The organism is Mesorhizobium sp. Ca11, from assembly GCF_020165275.1.
Taxonomy (GTDB): domain Bacteria; phylum Pseudomonadota; class Alphaproteobacteria; order Rhizobiales; family Rhizobiaceae; genus Mesorhizobium.
The window spans coordinates 1-18,075 of record NZ_JAIUHU010000013.1 but is presented as its reverse complement, the minus strand read 5'-3'; the positions used below and the strand labels follow the sequence as shown (position 1 = coordinate 18,075).

Genomic DNA, 18,075 nt, shown 5'->3' with positions numbered 1-18,075 from the left:
GTGTGGCCCGACAGAGAATCCGCCGGCGGGGGGCCGCTCAAGATAAAAATGCGCAAATCCTGGCATCAATTCTGCCGTGACCGCCGCGGCAACTATGCGCTCATGACAGCTATCGCCATGGTGCCGCTGATGGGAGCAGTGGCGATGGCCGTCGATTTCAGTGAGCTCAATCGCCAGAAGCAGATGGTGCTCAACGCGCTCGACGCCGCCAATTTCGCCGCGGCGCGGCGGCTTGCCGAAGGCGCCACGGATGACCAGATCAGAGCCTATGCGGTCGACTTCTTCAACGCCAACCTGAACAACATCGATCCCGCCGACATCTCGCTCAACATCACGCTGCCCACCAGCCAGGCCGGCGGCGGTCTGCTCACGATGAGCGCGACGCTGAACTATCACCCTTACTTCTACCCGTCCTCCTCGCTGCTCGTCGGCGCATCCACGGTCGATGCGAACAAGCCGATCAACCTCGCCATGAACTCCCAGGTGCGGCTGAAGAACACGCTGGAAGTGGCGATGGTGCTCGACAATTCGGGCTCCATGACAACACCGGGCACAGGCACTGGACAAAAGCGCATCGACCTGCTCAAGCAGGCGGCCAAGCAGCTCGTCGACACGCTGGGGCAGCAGGCGGCGCAGATCAAGCAGATCGACAAGCCGGTCCAGTTCAGCCTCGTGCCGTTCGCGGCATCGGTCAATGTCGGGCCGAACAACGACAATGCCTCCTGGATGGACACCTACGGGCTGTCGCCAATCGCCAACGAGAATTTCGATTGGTCGACGCTGAATGCTTCCACCAAATACGCTCAGAAAATCAACGGCATCTGGTATAAAAAGGGTACCGGTTGGGGCGCGGAGGAAGGGCAGATACTGACCCGTTTCGAGCTCTATCGGGATATGAAGGTCGTCACCAGCCACGAACGCATCGCCGGCAGCAAGCGCGTCGTCTGTGACAAGTACCGTTCCAATCATACCTGCTCGGATAGCCACGACGAATACGACTACAACGACACCTATGGGCCGTTCGCCAGTTGGCAGGGTTGCGTGGAAGTGCGGCCCTATCCCTACAATGTCAACGACACGCCGGCCTCCGGCGGGCCTAACAACACGGGCATCGGGATCGGCGATCCGGCGACCATGTTCGTGCCGATGTTCGCGCCCGACGAGCCCGGCAATCATTGGTATGTCACACAGGATCCTGACGAACCGAGGCCGGTGACCTATGGCGCCGCCAACAGCTGGTGGAACGACGATCCGTCGAGCACCACCGGCAAGACCAGGCAGTCCAATATGGCCAAATACTTCATGCCACGGCCGATCAATGCTCCGGTATTGAGCTCGGGCGCCGGGCCGAATTACAGCTGCACCACCACACCGATCACGCCGCTCACCGACGTCACCCAAACAGATGGGCTTGCCGCCATCAAGGCGGCGATCGACCTGATGCAGCCCAACGGCAACACCAATGTGCCCGAAGGCATGGCCTGGGGCTGGCGCACGGTTTCGAACGCCGAACCCTTCACCGAAGGCCGTCCGGAATCCGAGCGCGGCAACGACAAGGTCGTCATCGTGCTCACCGACGGCGAGAACACCTACTCGACGGTTAGTTCCGATCCGGCCGGCAACAAGTCGACCTATGCCGCCTACGGCTATACCGGCGTCGGCTATAACGGCACATCGGTCACCCGCCTGTTCGGCGGCACGTCGAGCGCCATCGGCCAGTTCAACTATTCGTCGAGCAACTACACCGCGGCGATGAACGAGCAGATGGCGAAGCTGTGCGACAATGCCAAGGCGGCCAACATCATGGTGATGACGGTGGCGCTCGACATGTCGTCTATCAGTTCAAGCGACCAGAAGGCGATGGCCGCGCTGAAGGCCTGCTCTTCCGATTCCCGCTTCCGCAAGGATCCTACCGATCCAAGCAAACCGGCCAAGCTGTTCTGGAACGCCACTGGGGCGACGCTCTCCGACAACTTCAAGGAGATTGCCAACGAGTTGTCGAATTTGCGCGTGGTTGGGTAAGGTATGCCAGCGCGGAAACTGCTGATCTCCCCCGCAAGGGGGAAATTGGCAGCTTCGCCGATTTCGCCAATTGTCCGCGCTGGCGCATAAGCTCCCGCAATCATGCTCTTGGGAACGGCGAGGCGCGTGATGATTGTTACGCCGCCACCGGAGACTCCGATGCCCGACGCCGCCAATCATCTCACTTTCGCGCTGATCTGCCTCGGCATGGTGCTCACGCCTGGGCCAAACATGATCTACCTGATCTCGCGCTCGCTGTCGCAAGGGCCGAAAGCCGGGCTGATCTCACTCGGCGGCGTGGCGCTGGGCTTCCTGTTTTATGTGGTCTCGGCAGCGTTCGGCATCACGGCGCTCATCTTCGCCGTGCCATACGCTTACGACGCGCTTCGCTTCGCCGGCGCGCTCTATCTGTTGTGGCTCGCCTGGCAGGCGCTGAAGCCCGGCGGGCGCTCGCCCTTCCAGGTCTGCGAGTTGCCGAGGGACAGGCCGCGCAAGCTCTTCGTCATGGGGCTGATGACCAACCTGCTCAATCCGAAAGTGGCTGTGCTCTACCTGTCGCTGCTGCCGCAGTTCATCAATCCGGCCAAGGGTCATGTTCTGTCGCAGCTTCTGGTGCTCGGCGTGACGCAGATCTCGATCAGCCTCACCGTCAACGCCATCATTGCGGTGACGGCCGGCTCGATCGCGAATTTCCTCGCCGGGCGGCCGTTCTGGCTGGTCGTGCAGCGCTGGATGATGGGCACGGTGCTGACCGCCCTGGCCTTGAAGATGGCGACCGAGGCGCAGCGCTAGGGCACATTGATATTCAGGTGAGACCGGCCTGCGAATGACGGCTGTCTGCGCTTCCGGTGCTCACGTACGGCAGTACGCTCCGCTCCGGCCTTCGCCGGCCGAAGCCCTCATAAGTGTCTTTGCCCTATGAAGGCTACGGCCGGCGTAGGCCGGTTCTCGACAGCCATCATTCTCGACTCGGCCTGACCTGAATCTCAACGCACCCTAAGGGCGAGCCATCGATCTACATCGGCCGGCGTACAGGCCGGATCTGCTCCGGCTCGACCACCTTGCGGTAGAGATGCCAGGTCGCGTGGCCGAGGATCGGCATGACGACGGCAAGCCCGGCAAATAGCGGGATCGAGCCGATCACCAGCAACACGGCGACCGTCAAACCCCAAAGCGCCATCGTCAGCGGATTGGCCATGACGGCACGGGCCGAGGTTTCAATTGCCGAGACGGCGCCGACGTCGCGGTCAAGCAGCAGCGGAAAGGCAATGACGGTGGTGGCCAAAACGACGGCGGCGAAAACGAAGCCGACGGCGTTGCCGACGAGGATCAACGTCCAGCCCCTGCCGGTCGTCAGCACATCGCGCAAAAAGGCGCCGACCGAAGCGGGCGGCTCGGCGCCGAACAGGCTGGTGTAGAGCGACTGCGCGGCGAACAGCCACAACAGGAACAGCGCGAAAAGCAGGACGCCGATGACCGCGATCGACGGCAGCGCCGGCGAATGGCGCACGTCGAGCGCATGGTGCCAGCGGCTGCTCATGCCGAGCTCGCGCCGGCGGCTGATCTCATACAGGCCAATGGCCGCGAAGGGCCCGATCAGCGCGAAGCCTGACATCAGCGGATAGACGAGCTGGATGGCGTTGGAGCCGGAGCTCCACCGGGTCAGGATCAGGCCGACGATCGGATAGATCAGGCACAGGAACACATAATGCGACGGCTTGGCCCAGAAATCCTCGGCGCCGAGCCTCAACGCATCCCAGAGATCCGACGTGGTGATGTGGCGCACCGTGGGCTGCACATGCATCCCGCGCGCGTCCGCCATGACATGAAAACCAGCCATAACCGTCCTCCGTTTTATACCGGGGGCGGTCACCGCCTGGGTGGCCGCCCGTGGCTGCCACTTTCAAGAACGCCGGGATGATAACCGATCTTCCGGGGAATGTCGCGCGTCATGCGATTTTCATCGCCCTGCCCGGCAAAAGCCACGATCGCCGGTATCAGAGGCCGCATGACCACCTTGATCACCACCTCCCCCGATTTCAACCGCCGCACGTTGCTCGCGGCCGCCGGCCTAGTGGCGCTTGCCGGCATAACCGCCTGCAGCACCGTCTCCGTGCCGACCGGCGAAGGCGCGGGCGTCTCTTCGTCCGCGACAGCGACGTTGGCCGGTATCCGCAGCTCCGCCGGTCTGCCGACGCTGAGGCCGGACGCGCAGCTCGAACAGGCGGCGCTGCAGCAGGCCGGCTATATGGCCTCGCGCGAGCGCATGAGCCACACCACCGGCTGGGGCAAGGATTTTGCCTCGCGCATGAAGGACAATGGCGTGCGGGGTGCTGCGGCCGAAAACATCGCCGAGGGCCGCTTCGACCTTGAGAAGCTGTTCGACATCTGGATGCATTCGGCCGGCCACCGCCGCAACATGCTCGATCAGGACTTCAGCCGCTTCGGGCTGGCTTACGTGCGCGACGGCCGCGATCCGGCGTTGCGCTATTGGGCGCTGGTGCTGGGCCGCTGAAAAGGCGGCCGGCTGAGAGCAGCGACTTTATCAATCCATATGCGCGGCCGGCGCCCCGCCCGCCGGTGCCGCTTTTGGCTTGCGCAGCAGAATGACGAAAGGAATGGCGGCCAGCGTCATCACCATCAGGATCTTGAAGTCGTTGATATAGGAAATCATCATCGCCTGGGCATTCACCGCGCGGTCGACCTGCGAAAGTGCTAGGGGATTGCCGGCGGCGGCCGCCGGAGAAGCGGCCCACAGATTCGGGTTGTACGGATTGATGAAGGCTGACAGCTCGGTGTGGTTGATCTGGGTGTTGCGCACCATCAGCGCCGCGACCACCGATACGCCGATGGAGGAGCCCAGATTGCGCACCAGGCTGAACAGCGAGGTGGCGTCGGTGCGGTAGCGCGCGTCGAGCGTGGCGAAGGCGACCGTCGACAGCGGCACGAACACCATGCCCATGCCGAGGCCCTGGATGACGCCCGAGGAGAGGATCAGCCAATTGTCCATCTGCGGCGTGAAGCTCGCCATCGTATAGAGCGACTGCGCGGTGAGCAGGAAGCCGATGGCGACAAGGATCCTGGCATCGATCCTGTGCATGATGCGGCCGACGACCAGCATCGAAATCATCGTGCCGATGCCGCGCGGACCCAGCACGACGCCGATGGTCACGGTCGGATAGCCGAAAATGTTGGCCAGCATCGGCGGCAACAGCGACATCGAAGCCAGGATCAGCACGCCCATGACGAAGATGAAGCCCAGCCCGGTCACGAAGTTGCGGTCGAGGAATATCTTCGGATCGATGAAGGGATGCTCGGCCGTCAGCGTGTGGATGATGAACACCCAGAAGCCGGTGAGCGACAGAGCGAGCTCGATCCAGATTTCGGCCGAGTTGAACCAGTCGACCTCGCCGCCGCGGTCGAGCAGAAGCTGCAGCGCGCCGACACCGAGCGACAGCATGGCGAAGCCGAAGAAGTCGAAGCCGCGCAGGCGCTTGGCGATGACGGGCAGGTAGGCGGCCATGCCGAGGAAGGCGAGAATGCCGACCGGCAGGTTGATGAAGAACACCCAGCGCCAGTTGAAGTTTTCCGTCAGCCAGCCGCCGAGCGTCGGCCCCAGGATCGGCCCGAGCATGATGCCGGCGCCCCAGATCGCCATTGCCTGGCCATGGCGCTCCTTCGGGTTGATGTCGAGCAGGAATGTCTGCGACAGCGGCACGATGGCCGCGCCGAACACGCCCTGCAGCAGGCGGAAGAGCACTATGGTCTCGAGGCTCCAGGCAAGACCGCAGAGCATGGAGAAGATGGTGAAGCCGACGACGGCGGTGAGGAACAGCTCCTTGCGGCCGAGCCTGTCGGCGAGCCAGCCGGTAACTGGCGTCATGATCGCCGCCGCCACGATATAGGAGGTCAGCACCCAGTTGATGTTGTCGGGCGAGGCGCCGAGGTCGCCGGTCATGGTCGGCAGCGCGACGTTTGCGATCGTGGTATCGAGCGCCTGCATGATCGTCGCCAGCATCAGCGCGACTGTGATCAGTCCGCGGTGCGGCACTTCCTTGAAAGGTTCGGGCGTGCTCATGATGCTGAACTTCCAGCAGGTAACAAAAACATGTACGTTAGCATGATGCCGAAAAGTATCATGCGTTTTGATTTAGAGGCGGGTTCAGATTTCAGGTCGAACAGGCCCGAAATCATCCGGCTCTAGGTTTCCGGGCGGCAAAGCCTTCGTTGAGAGACCTTCATCGCGGTGGGACGCGACTATCGATGTGGGGGTTACATCGACTGAAAGTCTCTGTTGGAGCGGATGCCTGCCGCCCGGAAACCTGAGGACCAACGGGTCCGTGGCCGGGCCTCAGCTTTCGAACGAGCCGCCATGCGGCTTACCTTGCTGATCCCTTGCCACGTCTCCACCAGACCAATCCCCTCAATGCCCGCCGGATCGCGACGGGCTCGCTGTCTTACCGCGCCTGCTCCCCTGCCGTGGCGTGACCGAAGATCGACGGCAGGCCGCGCGCCACGCCGGTATCGACGGTGACGGTGGCGCTCATGCCGGTGCGCAACGCCATCTTGGCGTCGGGGTCGGTCAATTCCAGGCGCACGGGGATGCGCTGCGTGACCTTGACCCAGTTGCCGGTGGCGTTTTGCGCGGGCAGCAGCGAAAACTCCGCGCCCGTCCCGGCGCCGATGGCTTTCACGGTCGCCTCGAAGGTGCGGCCCGGATAGGTGTCGACGACGATCTCGGCCTTCTGGCCCGGCTTCATGTTGGTGAGCTGGGTCTCCTTGAAATTGGCGTCGATCCAGGTGTCGCCCGTCTCGACCAAGGCGAACAGCGGCGTGCCGACGCCGACATACTGGCCGACCTTGAACGACGCGGCCTGGTAGACGATGCCGTCCGCCGGCGCCTTGACCGTCGTCTGCGCCAGATCGTAGGCGGCCTTGTCGCGCGCGGCGAGCGCCGCCATCACGGTCGGATGCTTGTCGGTCTCGATATCCGGATTGCCACCGAGCGCTGCCTTGGCGCTGACGATGCCCTGCTGTGCGACGGCGAGCTGCTGCTTGGCCTTGTCGAGATCGTTGCGGGCCTCGTCGAGCGACGACTTGGCGTTGATGCCTTTCTGCGCGAGATCGGCGGCGCGGCCATATTGCGACTGCGCATAGTCGACCTCGCTGGAGGCGGACTTTTCCTGCGCCATCGCCTGGCTGTAAGCGGCGCGCAGCTGCTCGACATTGAGGCGCGCGGCGGCGACCGCCGCATCGGCCTGGGCGAGCGCAATCTTGTAAGGCTCGGGGTCGATGACGAAGAGAAGGTCGCCCTGCTTGACCAGCTGGTTGTCGGCTATGCCGACCTGCACGATACGGCCGGCCGTGTCGGAGGCGACCGAAATCCTGGCCTGCTGCAGGTTGGCGTTCTCGGTTTCCTGATAGCGGCCGCCCGTGATCCAGACATACGCGCCGCCGGCAAGCAGGGCCAGCGGCAGGGCGACCATCAACAGGAAGCGTCCGGGGCGGCGCTTCTTCTTCGGCGCCGGAGCGAGCCGCGGTTCGGCAGCCGCCGCAACCGGAGCGGCCGCCGGCTGGGCCGGTGCTTCAGCGACCGGCTGCGCCGGCGCAAGCTTGGTGACGTTGTCGTCTTCTATCTTGGCTGCCGCGTTCATGCTGCTGCCCCTTCCGTATTCTTCATCTTTTCCAGGGACGTTTCGGCGTCCGTCAAATTCTGCACGATGGCGTCCAGCACTCGGATCAGGACGCGGCGTTCTTCCGCCGACACGCCGGTCAGCGATTCCTCATAGACCTCGCCGGCCAGGCTCTTGACGTCGGCATAGGCCGCGTTCGCCTTCTCGGTCGGAAAGATCATGCGCACGCGCCGGTCGGTCGCGTCCTGGCGACGCTCGATCCAGCCGCCCTCCTCCATTCGATCGACCAGGCGGGAGACGCTGATCGGCTCGATTTCGAGGAGCTCGGCAAGCCGCGCCTGCGCGACGCCCGCCTCCTTGGCAACGCGCACGAGCAGGCGCCATTGCGCCGAGGAAAGACCCAACCCACTGGCGCGCGCCTCGAAACGCTTGCGCATCAAGCGCTGCACGTCGTGGATCAAAAACCCTAATCTGTCGATACCGTCGGAAACCATGAGCAGTATATATAATAAGCGTGCTTACTATTCAAGAGGCTGCGTTGTTCCAGAAGCCGGCAAATCGACGCTGCAGCAAGGCAAGCTCCCTTACGGTTAGCGATCGATGAACGTGCAGGGGTCGGTGCCGGTAGGCCATCCCAAGGCCAGGAGATCATGGCCGGTTGCGCATCAGCATGGTGACGACGAAGAAGGCGGCGAGCGAGCCCGTGATGATGCCGATCGAAGGGCGCCATACATTTGGAGCGCCGACGTCAATCCTTTCGAGCCTGTCTCTCGGACGAACATCGGAAAATTTTCAGAAACCGTTCGGGATTTCCCAGGCCGGAAACCGCAAGAAGATCGGGCTGGTGAAAGACAGGCCCGCGAACGCCCGATCCCGCTCCAGCCAACATATTTCCCGGGCCGCATCCTCCCAGCGCGGCCGCAACCTGGGCATGGAGACAACATGATTGCCGCACTCTTCCACAACAGGCCGCTGCGCCGCCGCCTTGTCGCCGGATCGATCGCCGTTCTTGCCGGCGGCGCCGCAATGGCCTGGCATGACGCAAGAAGCGAGGCCTCGAACGCCAAACCCGCGACGCCTGAGACGAAGCTCGTCAAGACGATAGCGGTCGCCCCGATGCTCGGCGCGGACACCCGCACTGCCGTCGGCGAGATCCGTCCGAGGCTCGAAAGCGACCTCGGCTTTCGTTTATCCGGCAAGCTCATCGAACGCATCGCCGAGATCGGCGCGACGGTGAAGAAGGGCGACGTGCTCGCCCGCATCGACGATCAGGACTATCGCAACCGGCTCGCCAGCGCCGAGGCCGATGTCGCGGCGGCGCAGGCCGTACTTGTCGAGGCAAATGCCGCCGAGGCGCGCATCGGCGCGCTGCTCGCCAAGGGTTTTACGACGCGGGCCAATTATGACGCGACGCTGAAGAACCTGCGCTCGGCGCAAGCCAAGCTCAAATCGGCGACCATTGCCTCCGATATGGCCAAGGACCAGCTCGGCTATACCGAGCTGCATGCGGAATTCGACGGCATCGTCACCGCCGCCGGCGCCGAAGCCGGCCAGTCAGTCAATGTCGGACAGATGGTGGTGCGCGTCGCCGATCCGGACAGCCGCGACGCCGTGTTCTCGATCGCGGAAGCCGCCTTCGCCAACGCTCCCGACACCAAGCGGCCGCCGCAGGTGACCGTTTCTCTACTCAGCAATCCGGCGATCACGGCCGTCGGCACCATCCGCGAGATCGCGCCGATGGCCGATGCCGCGACCCGCACCTTCCAGGTGAAGGTCTCGATCGACAATGCACCCGACGAGATGCGTTTCGGCGCAAGCGTCGCCGGCCGCGCCGAGATGGGTGGCGCGCCGGTCATGGTGCTGCCGGGCAGCGCGCTCCTCGACAAGGACGGCAAGCCGGCAGTCTGGGTTGTCACCTCTTCGTCCGCTGTCGAACTCAAGCCCATCACGGTCGCCCGCTACGAGACGGACCGCGTGGTGGTCAGCAACGGGCTCGCCAAGGGCGATATGGTCGTCACCGCCGGCGTGAACCGGCTGCGGGAGCACGAAAAAGTTCGTATCATCGAGGGAGAAGGAAAATGACCATGTCCAAGGCAAAGGTCCTCATCGCCGGTGCCGGCCCGACAGGGTTGACGCTCGCGCTGTGGCTGACCAGGCTCGGCGTGCCGGTGCGCATCTTCGACAAGGCCGCCGCTCCCGGCGAAACCTCGCGGGCGCTGGCCGTCCAGGCGCGCACGCTGGAGTTCCACCGCCAGATCGGCATCGTCGACGACGTGCTGGCGGCAGGCGTGAAGCTCGAGCGGCTTACCGTGCACACGCCGGCCGGCGTCGCCGCCAGGCTGCCGCTGTCGGATTTCGGCCGCGGCATCAGCCCTTACTCCTTCGCCTTCGCGCTGCCGCAGGACATCCACGAGCGCGTGCTGATCACGCATCTAGAGCGCGCCGGCGTCGAGATCGAGCGCAATACGGAGCTCGTCGCTTTCCAGGACAAGGGCGAGGCGGTCATCGCCACGCTGAGCAGGAATGGCCGGATCGAGACCGTCAGCACCGCCTATCTCGCAGGCTGCGACGGCGCCCGCAGCGCGGTGCGCCACGGGCTGAACATCGGCTTCCCCGGTGGCACCTACGAGCAGTCCTTCTACGTCGCAGACGTGAAAGGTAGCGGCGATATCACCCGCAACGGCATGGACACGACGATCAGCACCTACGGCTTCGCAATCGTCATGCCGGTGCGGCAGTCCGGTTCGGTCCGGCTGATTGGCATCGTGCCGAAGGCGCATGAAGCCGACGAGACGATCAGCTTCGAGGCGATCCGCGCCGATGTCGAGCGCGACACCGGCGTCAAGGTCGACGAGGTCAACTGGTTCTCGACCTACCGCGTCCATCACCGGGTCGCCGAGCGCTTCCGCGTCGGCCGCGTCTTCCTCGCCGGCGATGCCGGCCACATCCACAGCCCGGCCGGCGGCCAGGGCATGAACACCGGCATGGGCGATGCGGTGAACCTCGCCTGGAAGCTCGCGGCGGTCGTACAGGGCCGGGCCGATGCGCGCCTGCTCAACAGCTACGAACCGGAACGCATTGCCTTCGCGCACAAGCTGATCGAGAGCACCGACACCGCTTTCCGTTTCATCACCAGCCGCTCGCGGCTCGTCGGCCTGTTCCGGCGCTACCTGATGCCGAAGATCCTGAACATCGCCCTGCACACGTCGATCGGCTCGCGCGCCTTCTTCGGCGTGATCTCGCAGGCGGCGATCCAGTATCGCGCCGGGCCGATCAGCTCGGGGGTGGCGGGCAAGGTCAGCGGCGGCGATCGCCTGCCCTATGTCGCTTGCAACATCATCGGCGCGGGCGGCGACAATTTCGAGCCGCTGCGGTCGCTCGACTGGCAGATCCATGTTTATGGCGAGGTCAATTGCGATTTCCGGGCGATGCTCGCACCGACAGGAATTGCAGTGCATGCCTTCGCTTGGACCGACGCAGCCGGGAAAGCCGGGCTACAGCGCGACGCAGCCCATCTGGTGAGGCCGGACGGCCATGTCGCGCTCGCCTCGCCGGTTCAGGAAGCCGCCGTTTTCCAGCGCTATCTCGCCGGCCTCGCCATCCGACCGAGGACCGCCGAACGCGCGCCCTACCGTGTGCCGGGCACCATGCACAGCCTGGCCTGAATTGCGACGGTGCCCGAGCGGCGGGCGCTGACTACCCAAACCGTCATTTGTTTTGGCCAGCCGGCAAGCGCCGGCGGAGCGCGCTTGCGCGCGCCCTGAAAAGGAACCGCATCATGACCAGCTTCAATCTTTCCGAATGGGCGCTGCGCCACCGCAGCTTCATCGTCTATCTGATGATCGCGGCCGCACTTGCCGGCCTCTACGCCTATCGCGGCCTCGGCCGCGAAGAAGACCCGCCCTTCACCATCAAAACCATGGTGGTGAAGACGATGTGGCCGGGCGCCAGCACCAACGACACAGTGGAGCAGATCACCGACCGCATCGAGAAGAAGCTCGAGGAACTGCCGGACCTCGATTACGTCAAGAGCTACACGAAACCCGGCGAATCCGTCGTCTTCGTCAACCTCAAGGACACGGTGGCCGCCGACCAGGTGCAGCCGCTCTGGTACCAGGTGCGCAAGAAGCTCGACGACATCAAGCCGACGCTGCCGTCAGGCGTGCAGGGCCCGTTCTATAACGACGAGTTCGGCGACACGTATTCGCTGATCTATGCGCTCACCTCCGACAGCCTCAGCCATCGCGAGTTGAAGGATCTCGCCACCAGCCTGCGGGCCGGGCTGCTGGGGGTGAAAGATGTCGCCAAGGTCGACCTCATCGGCCAGCAGGACGAGAAGATCTATCTCGAATTCTCGACGCAGAAGGTGGCGGCGCTCGGCCTCGATGTCGGCACGCTGTCGCAGGCGCTGCAGGCGCAGAACGCGCTGACGCCGAGCGGCACGGTCGATGCCGGCCCCGAGCGCATCGCCATCCGCGTCTCGGGCAGCTTCACCTCCGAGGAAAGCCTCAAGGCGATCAACTTCTATGCCAACGGCCATTACTTCCGGCTGGGCGACGTCGCCGAGGTCAAGCACGCCTATTCCGACCCGCCGCAGCCGATGTTCCGCTTCAACGGCAAGCCGGCGGTCGGCATCGCCATCTCGATGACTTCGGGCGGCGACGCGCTGGCGCTGGGCGAGACGGTCAAGGAGAAGATGCATGAAATGGAGGGCGAGCTGCCGCTCGGCGCCGAACTCGGCCTGGTCGCCGACCAGTCGCATGTGGTGGAAGAATCCGTCGGCGAGTTCACCAAGAGCCTCGGCGAGGCGATCGCCATCGTGCTCGCCGTCTCGCTGCTGGCGCTCGGCTGGCGTCCCGGCGTCGTCGTGGCGGTCGCCATCCCGCTGGTTCTGGCGATCACCTTCGTCACCATGGAGTATTTCGGCATCTCGCTGCAGCGCATCTCGCTCGGCGCGCTGATCATCGCGCTCGGCCTGCTGGTCGACGATGCGATGATCGCGGTCGAGATGATGATCGCGCGTATGGAGGAAGGCTACGACAAGATCTCGGCCGCCACCTATGCCTACACCTCGACCGCCTTCCCGATGCTCACCGGCACGCTGGTGACGATCGCCGGCTTCGTGCCGGTCGGCTTCGCCAAGAGCGGCGCCGGCGAATACTGCTTCTCGCTGTTCGCTGTCGTAGCGATCGCGCTCGTTGTATCCTGGGTGGTTGCGGTGCTGTTCACACCGCTGACCGGAGTCTTCCTGCTGCCCGATCGCATAAAGGGTCATGGTGGCAGCAATCATCCCTCGCGCATCGCCCGCGGTTTCCAGGCGCTGCTCGAAATGGCGATGCGGGCGAAGTGGCTGGTGCTGTCGGCGACGGCCGGACTGTTCGCGCTCTCCGTCGTGGCGATGGGCTTCGTCGGCCAGGAGTTCTTCCCGAAGTCCGACCGGCCCGAGGTCATGCTCGACCTCACTTTGCCGCGCACTGCTTCGATCAAGTCGACGGATGCCGTGGTCGAGCGCGTCGAGAAGCTGCTCGCCGCCGATCCAGATATCGACCACTGGAGCTTCTATGTCGGCCAGGGCGCGGTGCGCTTTTACCTGCCGCTTGACGCGCAGCTCGCCAACGACTTCTTCGCCCAGGCCGTGGTCGTCACCAGGGGCCACGCCGTACGCCAGGCGGTCATCGACCGGCTGGAGAAAAAGCTGTCGACCGGCTTCGACGACGTTATGGCCCGCGTCACGCCGCTGGAGCTCGGCCCGCCGGTCGGCTGGCCGCTGAAGTTCCGCGTCAGCGGTCCGGACCCGGACAAGACGCGCAGCCTCGCGCAGCAGTTCGCGCAGGTGCTGGGCAGCGATGCCGCCGTGCGCAACATCAACTACGACTGGAACGAGCCGGCCAAGGTGATCAAGGTGGATGTCGACCAGGATCGTGCGCGCGCGCTGGGCATCTCCTCGCAGCAGCTGTCGGAGACGATCAACGCAGTGCTGTCCGGCTCCAAGATCACGCAGATGCGCGACGACACCTATCTCGTCGACATTGTCGCACGTGCCGTGGACAGTGAACGCGCCAGCATTGACACGCTGCGCGGTCTGACGATCGGCGCTTCGGGCGGACGCCGGGTGCCGCTCGAACAGGTCGCGAAGCTCAGCTACCAGACCGAGCCGCCGCTGATCTGGCGCCGCGGCCGCCTGCCGACCGTGACCGTCCAGGCCGACGTCGCACCTGGCGAGAACGCCACCACCGTGTCGAAGCGGCTAGCGAGCCCCATTGCCACCTTCGAGGCGCAGTTGCCGGCGCGCTACAGCGTCGAGCAGGGCGGCGTGATCGAGGACAGCGCCAAGGCGCAGGCCAGCATCTTCGTGGTCTTCCCGCTGATGCTGTTCATCATGGCCACCGTGCTGATGATCCAGTTGATGAGCTTCCAGCGCCTGGTGCTGGTGCTGCTCACCGCTCCGCTGGCTCTCATCGGCGTCGCCGGCGCGCTGCTTCTGTCGGGAGCACCGATGGGCTTCGTCGCGATCCTCGGTGTGATGTCGCTGATCGGCATGGTGATCCGCAACTCGGTCATTCTGATCGCGCAGATCGACCAGCATATCGCCGCAGGCGAGGAACCCTGGGCGGCGGTGATCAGCGCCACCACGCATCGCTTGCGGCCGATCTTGCTCACGGCGGCGGCCGCCATTCTCGGCATGATCCCGATCGCGCCAACCGTGTTCTGGGGGCCGATGGCCTATGCCGTGATGGGCGGCCTTTTGGTCGCGACCGTGCTGACGCTGGTCTTTCTGCCGACGCTCTACGTCACCTGGTTCGGCATCAAGGCGCCGGTCGAGAGCGCTCCTGCGGCCGAGCCGACCACGGCCGCCGCCGAGCCCCAACCGCTGGCGGCCTGACCGGCGCTTCCTCCAACAGCCACGGCGGATGCCGCAGTGGCGACCCTTCATCCAACACGGAAAGGAACGATCATGACACCCTTCTTTGGCAATCTTCTGGTTCGCTTCAACGCCGGCTTCCTGATCCTCGCATCGGTCGGCGGGCTCGCCACCGACATCGCCGGCTCCTTCCTCGGCCGCGGCGCCGAGGCCGTGCTGCTCAACAACGCGCCCGGCACCGGCATCGGCTTTATCGAAGCGCATGGGCTCGCCTTGATCATCGGCGTGACGCTCTGGCGTATCGCCTACTCCCGCATCTGGCATGCCGTGATGGCTGCCGTGCATGTGCTGCTCGGAACGGCGAACCTTCTGTTCTGGCAGTTCTTCATCGCCGCCGACGTGCTCGTCGTCGGCTACCTCACAACCGCGGCGCACTGGCTGTTCGTGGTTGCTCACCTGGCGGCATTGGCGGGTTCGGCCCGGCTTGCCGCTGCATCCTCCCACTAGACCTCACCAACATCTGGAGAAACCAACATGCCTATGAAATCCCTCAGGAAATGCCGTTCGGCGGCAGCGTTGCTCGCCCTCGCGATCACCGCCGTCGAGATCGTCGGCAGCGCCGTTCCGGCCCTGTCGCTGGTCAGTACTGCCGAGGCACGAATCGGCGCGCCCTGGACGCCGCACAGCGCAGCGGGCGTTGCCCGCCGCACCACCACCTGGCGCGTGCTGCGGCATACGACAGCCTGGGTCGCGACGCTCCCCGCCGGCTGCGTCCGTACCAAGGTCAACGGTTTTGACGTCTGGCGCTGCGGCGGCACCTACTACCGCGCCTATCAGGGCCGCTACATCGTGGTCGTGACCGATTGATTGGTCCCGAGCACGACCTAAAGCGCGTTGCGCTGAAACGGAGTCACGCGACGCGCTTTAGGTCTTTGTTCTGGTGCACGTTGTCTCGGAACCGCTGCACGTCTGAGCGACATGCATTTAGCCGAGGGCAAGCCTAACGCCTTCGGCGAGATGCTCAGCATCCGCCTGGCTTTCGAACGGAACGCCGCGCAACGCATAGTCGAGCGGCGAGAACGGAGCGCCCTCGTCGACGAGGGCGATCTGCCGACGCGCCTTCTCCATATCTCCCATCTGGGCATAGCAGGCCGCCAGCCGCGTGCGGATCCAGGGCGCCGGGCGCGTTGCCAATTCCAGCGCCTCTGCCGCTTGCCGGTACTCCCCCATCATATAAAGCGCCAGCGCGCGGTCGAACTGGTACCAGTGCGGATGCAAGGGATCGATGCGAATGCCGCGGGCCAGCCAGGTCAGCGCTTCTAGCGGCCGGCCGCGCATGGTGAGCAGCATTCCCATCTGCTCGATGCTGTCGGCGTCATAGGGGTTGAGCTCAAGCGCGATGCGCATGTGATGCTCGGCCGCCTCGTGATCGCGCATATAGAGGCGGATCAGGGACTGCACGCGATGGCCGGTCGGCTGATCGGGCGACAAGGCCAGGCCCTTGTCGGCAAGGTCGCGCGCGTTCTCCAGCACGGCATCGTTGGCGCGCCCGAACTCCCCGTCCAGCGAGCGCGCCAAAGCGAGATAGGAGTAGGCAAGCCCGTAATTCGGGTCCTTGGCGATCGCCGCCTCGAACAAGGCCTCGGCGCCGCGCTGGTCGGTCTGAGCCGGATCGCGCAACAGCGCAAAACCGCGCAGCAGAAGCTCGTAGGCGGCGAGGCTGGTCACCGGCTTGCGTGAAGCTCGCTCCAGCCCGGCATTGGTGACCCGCGTCACCAGGCGGCTGACGATCTGCTCGACGATCTCGCGTTCGATGGCAAACAGCCCGGCTCCTTGGGACTGGTAGCGGTCGCCCCAGAGCTGTCTGGCGCTGGCGATGTCGACAAGGCTGACGGCCACCACGACATGCTCGCCCTGCCGACGCAGCGACCCCTCGACCAGATAGTCGGCGCCGATGCGGGCGCGGATCTGCGGCCACTCGGCGCGGCCGAAGGAGGTGAAAGAGAAGCTCGAATTGCGCGCCAGGACCGTGACCGTGCCAAACCGCGCTACGCCGTTGATCAGGTCCTCGGCAAAGCCGTCGACCATCGCCTCGTCGGCCGGATCGCCGCTATCGTTACGAAAGCGCACGACGGCCACGATCGGCTGCGAACTGATCTCGGGCGCGGCTTCGGCCTCGGCGGCAAGCATGTAGCCGCGCTTGGAGATGGTGCGCACCATATCCTCGCCCAGCACCTTGCGAATTTCGCGTACCGATTGCGTCAGCGAATCCTCGGTGACGTAGACGCCCGGCCAGACGACATCCATCAGTTCCGATTTCGGCACGACGCGGCCCATGTTGCGGGCAAGATGCGACAGCAGCGCATAGGCTTTCGGGCGCAGGAACAGCGGCTCGTTGACGCCGCTCAGCGTACCCATGGCAAGGTCGAGCGTGAACCCGCCAAACCGGAACACCTGATCGGCCGTCGCCGTCGTCATCGGGAACACCCCTTCCCGCCTATCGTGCACAATGTCAGCCCTTCCCGCTCGACCCGGCTCGCACATCACCATTATTGCCCAGAGCGCAATTTCGATCAAACTGGCCGGCGGCGTAGGGCTAGTATCGTCCCGCCAAATGCGAGGAGCCATGAACCCGACCGAGAAGGCGCTATGGTTTGTCGAAAGCCACTTGCCCGACGCCATCAGCCTCGACGAGATAGCGGCAAGCAGCGGCGTGTCGCGCTTCCATGTGACGCGCGCCTTCGGCGCGGCCACGGGACGATCGGTGATGGGTTATATGCGAGCGCGGCGGCTCAGCGAAGCGGCGCGCAAGCTGGCCGGCGGCGCGCGCGACATCCTCTCGGTCGCGCTCGATACCGGCTACGGCTCGCATGAGGCGTTCACGCGGGCTTTTCGCGAGCAATTCGGCACCACGCCGGAGCTGGTGCGCGCAAGGCTCGACCGAAAACCTCGACCTCGTGGAGCCCATTCTGATGGACAGTTCGCTTCTCACCACACTCGAGCCGCCGCGCTTCGAGACCAGCCGCCCCTTCCTCGTCGCCGGGCTTGGCGAGCGCTACAGCTGCGAGACCAGCGCCGGCATCCCGATGCAGTGGCAGCGCTTCACCCCTTATATCGGCAACATTCCGGGTGAGATCGGCGATGTCGCCTACGGCGTCTGCGTCAACGGCGACGACGCCGGCAATTTCGACTACATCGCCGGCGTCGAGGTGACGGACTTCTCCGACCTGCCGAAAAATTTCCAACGCGTGCGGGTGCCGGCGCAGAAATATGCGGTATTCTCGCATCGCGAGCACATCTCGACCATCCGCCGCACCGTCAACACCATCTGGAACAGCTGGCTGCCGGCCTCCGGCCACGAGATCGCCGACGCGCCCGAGTTCGAGCGCTACGGGCCCGAATTCGATGCCCGCACCGGCAATGGCGGGCTGGAGATCTGGGTGCCGGTCAAGGGGTGATGGTTTTCTCTTCTCCCCCCTGTGGGCCTGTTGCGCAGTTAGCGAGAACAGGCTCGCAGAGGGGTTTTGGCCGCGAAGTCTGTTGTGCTTGGTGGGCGAT

The 18,075-nt window shown here is 64.7% G+C and carries 14 protein-coding genes and 1 pseudogene; 10 read left to right on the top strand and 5 right to left on the bottom strand.

Features of this window, described 5'->3' with window-relative positions; all coding sequences use genetic code 11:
* The first annotated feature begins 48 nt into the window (after positions 1–48).
* Both LB538_RS21565 and LB538_RS21560 read left to right on the top strand, forming a co-directional pair.
* Positions 49–2,022: a TadE/TadG family type IV pilus assembly protein gene (locus LB538_RS21565; RefSeq protein WP_224529318.1), complete on the top strand. Its 1,974-nt coding sequence runs from the start codon at positions 49–51 to the stop codon at positions 2,020–2,022.
* A gap of 159 nt (positions 2,023–2,181) precedes the next feature.
* Entirely contained in the window at positions 2,182–2,814 is a 633-nt protein-coding gene (locus tag LB538_RS21560) for a LysE family translocator (RefSeq protein ID WP_224529320.1), read from the top strand.
* A 223-nt stretch (positions 2,815–3,037) separates the two neighbouring features.
* Here the strand turns inward: LB538_RS21560 and LB538_RS21555 are convergent, their stop codons facing one another.
* A complete protein-coding gene (locus LB538_RS21555) occupies positions 3,038–3,862 on the bottom strand; it encodes a DUF2189 domain-containing protein (protein WP_224529322.1) in 825 nt (274 codons plus the stop codon).
* A 168-nt stretch (positions 3,863–4,030) separates the two neighbouring features.
* Here LB538_RS21555 and LB538_RS21550 point away from each other — a divergent pair, with 168 nt between their 5' ends.
* The gene (locus LB538_RS21550; protein WP_224529324.1) at positions 4,031–4,537 is read left to right on the top strand and encodes a CAP domain-containing protein; all 507 of its coding nucleotides are present in this window, start codon (positions 4,031–4,033) and stop codon (positions 4,535–4,537) included.
* A 30-nt stretch (positions 4,538–4,567) separates the two neighbouring features.
* Here the strand turns inward: LB538_RS21550 and LB538_RS21545 are convergent, their stop codons facing one another.
* From LB538_RS21545 to LB538_RS21535, 3 genes are all read right to left on the bottom strand, one after another.
* Positions 4,568–6,100 carry a DHA2 family efflux MFS transporter permease subunit gene (locus LB538_RS21545; protein WP_224529326.1) on the bottom strand — a complete coding sequence of 511 codons (1,533 nt, stop codon included), beginning with the start codon at positions 6,098–6,100 and terminating at the stop codon, positions 4,568–4,570.
* Positions 6,101–6,479: 379 nt separating this feature from the next.
* Positions 6,480–7,676 (bottom strand): HlyD family secretion protein, encoded by a 1,197-nt coding sequence (locus LB538_RS21540; protein ID WP_095767876.1) that lies wholly within the window; start codon positions 7,674–7,676, stop codon positions 6,480–6,482.
* Complete coding sequence (locus tag LB538_RS21535) at positions 7,673–8,149, bottom strand: MarR family winged helix-turn-helix transcriptional regulator (protein WP_095767923.1); 477 nt, start codon at positions 8,147–8,149, stop codon at positions 7,673–7,675. Before LB538_RS21535 ends, LB538_RS21540 begins: the two co-directional genes overlap by 4 nt.
* A 164-nt stretch (positions 8,150–8,313) precedes the next feature.
* Here LB538_RS21535 and LB538_RS21530 point away from each other — a divergent pair, with 164 nt between their 5' ends.
* The 6 genes from LB538_RS21530 (at position 8,314) to LB538_RS21505 (ending at position 15,384) form a co-directional block, all read left to right on the top strand.
* Positions 8,314–8,601, top strand: coding sequence for a hypothetical protein (locus LB538_RS21530; RefSeq protein ID WP_224529328.1), 288 nt, complete (start codon positions 8,314–8,316; stop codon positions 8,599–8,601).
* A complete protein-coding gene (locus LB538_RS21525) occupies positions 8,598–9,737 on the top strand; it encodes an efflux RND transporter periplasmic adaptor subunit (protein WP_224529331.1) in 1,140 nt (379 codons plus the stop codon). The genes LB538_RS21530 and LB538_RS21525 overlap by 4 nt, the downstream gene beginning before the upstream one ends.
* Before the next feature lie 2 nt (positions 9,738–9,739).
* Complete coding sequence (locus tag LB538_RS21520; protein ID WP_224551752.1) at positions 9,740–11,320, top strand: FAD-dependent monooxygenase; 1,581 nt, start codon at positions 9,740–9,742, stop codon at positions 11,318–11,320.
* Between the two features lie 113 nt (positions 11,321–11,433).
* Positions 11,434–14,538 (top strand): efflux RND transporter permease subunit, encoded by a 3,105-nt coding sequence (locus LB538_RS21515; RefSeq protein ID WP_263482480.1) that lies wholly within the window; start codon positions 11,434–11,436, stop codon positions 14,536–14,538.
* Between the two features lie 72 nt (positions 14,539–14,610).
* Positions 14,611–15,024: a hypothetical protein gene (locus LB538_RS21510; RefSeq protein WP_224529336.1), complete on the top strand. Its 414-nt coding sequence runs from the start codon at positions 14,611–14,613 to the stop codon at positions 15,022–15,024.
* 27 nt (positions 15,025–15,051) lie between these two features.
* Positions 15,052–15,384: a hypothetical protein gene (locus LB538_RS21505; RefSeq protein ID WP_224529338.1), complete on the top strand. Its 333-nt coding sequence runs from the start codon at positions 15,052–15,054 to the stop codon at positions 15,382–15,384.
* 117 nt (positions 15,385–15,501) lie between these two features.
* Here LB538_RS21505 and LB538_RS21500 read toward each other — a convergent pair whose 3' ends face one another.
* Positions 15,502–16,995: a winged helix-turn-helix domain-containing tetratricopeptide repeat protein gene (locus LB538_RS21500; protein WP_224529340.1), complete on the bottom strand. Its 1,494-nt coding sequence runs from the start codon at positions 16,993–16,995 to the stop codon at positions 15,502–15,504.
* 148 nt (positions 16,996–17,143) lie between these two features.
* Here LB538_RS21500 and LB538_RS21495 point away from each other — a divergent pair.
* Positions 17,144–17,975: pseudogene (locus tag LB538_RS21495) on the top strand (GyrI-like domain-containing protein).
* Positions 17,976–18,075 lie beyond the last annotated feature (100 nt).

Excerpts from the sequence above, each read along its gene's own strand:
- LB538_RS21505 (WP_224529338.1), top strand. The coding sequence starts at position 15,052 with ATGCCTATGAAATCCCTCAGGAAATGCCGTTCGGCGGCAGCGTTGCTC.
- LB538_RS21525 (WP_224529331.1), top strand. The coding sequence starts at position 8,598 with ATGATTGCCGCACTCTTCCACAACAGGCCGCTGCGCCGCCGCCTTGTC.
- LB538_RS21550 (WP_224529324.1), top strand. The coding sequence starts at position 4,031 with ATGACCACCTTGATCACCACCTCCCCCGATTTCAACCGCCGCACGTTG.
- LB538_RS21510 (WP_224529336.1), top strand. The coding sequence starts at position 14,611 with ATGACACCCTTCTTTGGCAATCTTCTGGTTCGCTTCAACGCCGGCTTC.
- LB538_RS21565 (WP_224529318.1), top strand. The coding sequence starts at position 49 with ATGCGCAAATCCTGGCATCAATTCTGCCGTGACCGCCGCGGCAACTAT.
- LB538_RS21560 (WP_224529320.1), top strand. The coding sequence starts at position 2,182 with ATGCCCGACGCCGCCAATCATCTCACTTTCGCGCTGATCTGCCTCGGC.
- LB538_RS21500 (WP_224529340.1), bottom strand. The coding sequence starts at position 16,995 with ATGACGACGGCGACGGCCGATCAGGTGTTCCGGTTTGGCGGGTTCACG.
- LB538_RS21555 (WP_224529322.1), bottom strand. The coding sequence starts at position 3,862 with ATGGCTGGTTTTCATGTCATGGCGGACGCGCGCGGGATGCATGTGCAG.
- LB538_RS21545 (WP_224529326.1), bottom strand. The coding sequence starts at position 6,100 with ATGAGCACGCCCGAACCTTTCAAGGAAGTGCCGCACCGCGGACTGATC.
- LB538_RS21520 (WP_224551752.1), top strand. The coding sequence starts at position 9,740 with ATGTCCAAGGCAAAGGTCCTCATCGCCGGTGCCGGCCCGACAGGGTTG.
- LB538_RS21535 (WP_095767923.1), bottom strand. The coding sequence starts at position 8,149 with ATGGTTTCCGACGGTATCGACAGATTAGGGTTTTTGATCCACGACGTG.
- LB538_RS21515 (WP_263482480.1), top strand. The coding sequence starts at position 11,434 with ATGACCAGCTTCAATCTTTCCGAATGGGCGCTGCGCCACCGCAGCTTC.
- LB538_RS21540 (WP_095767876.1), bottom strand. The coding sequence starts at position 7,676 with ATGAACGCGGCAGCCAAGATAGAAGACGACAACGTCACCAAGCTTGCG.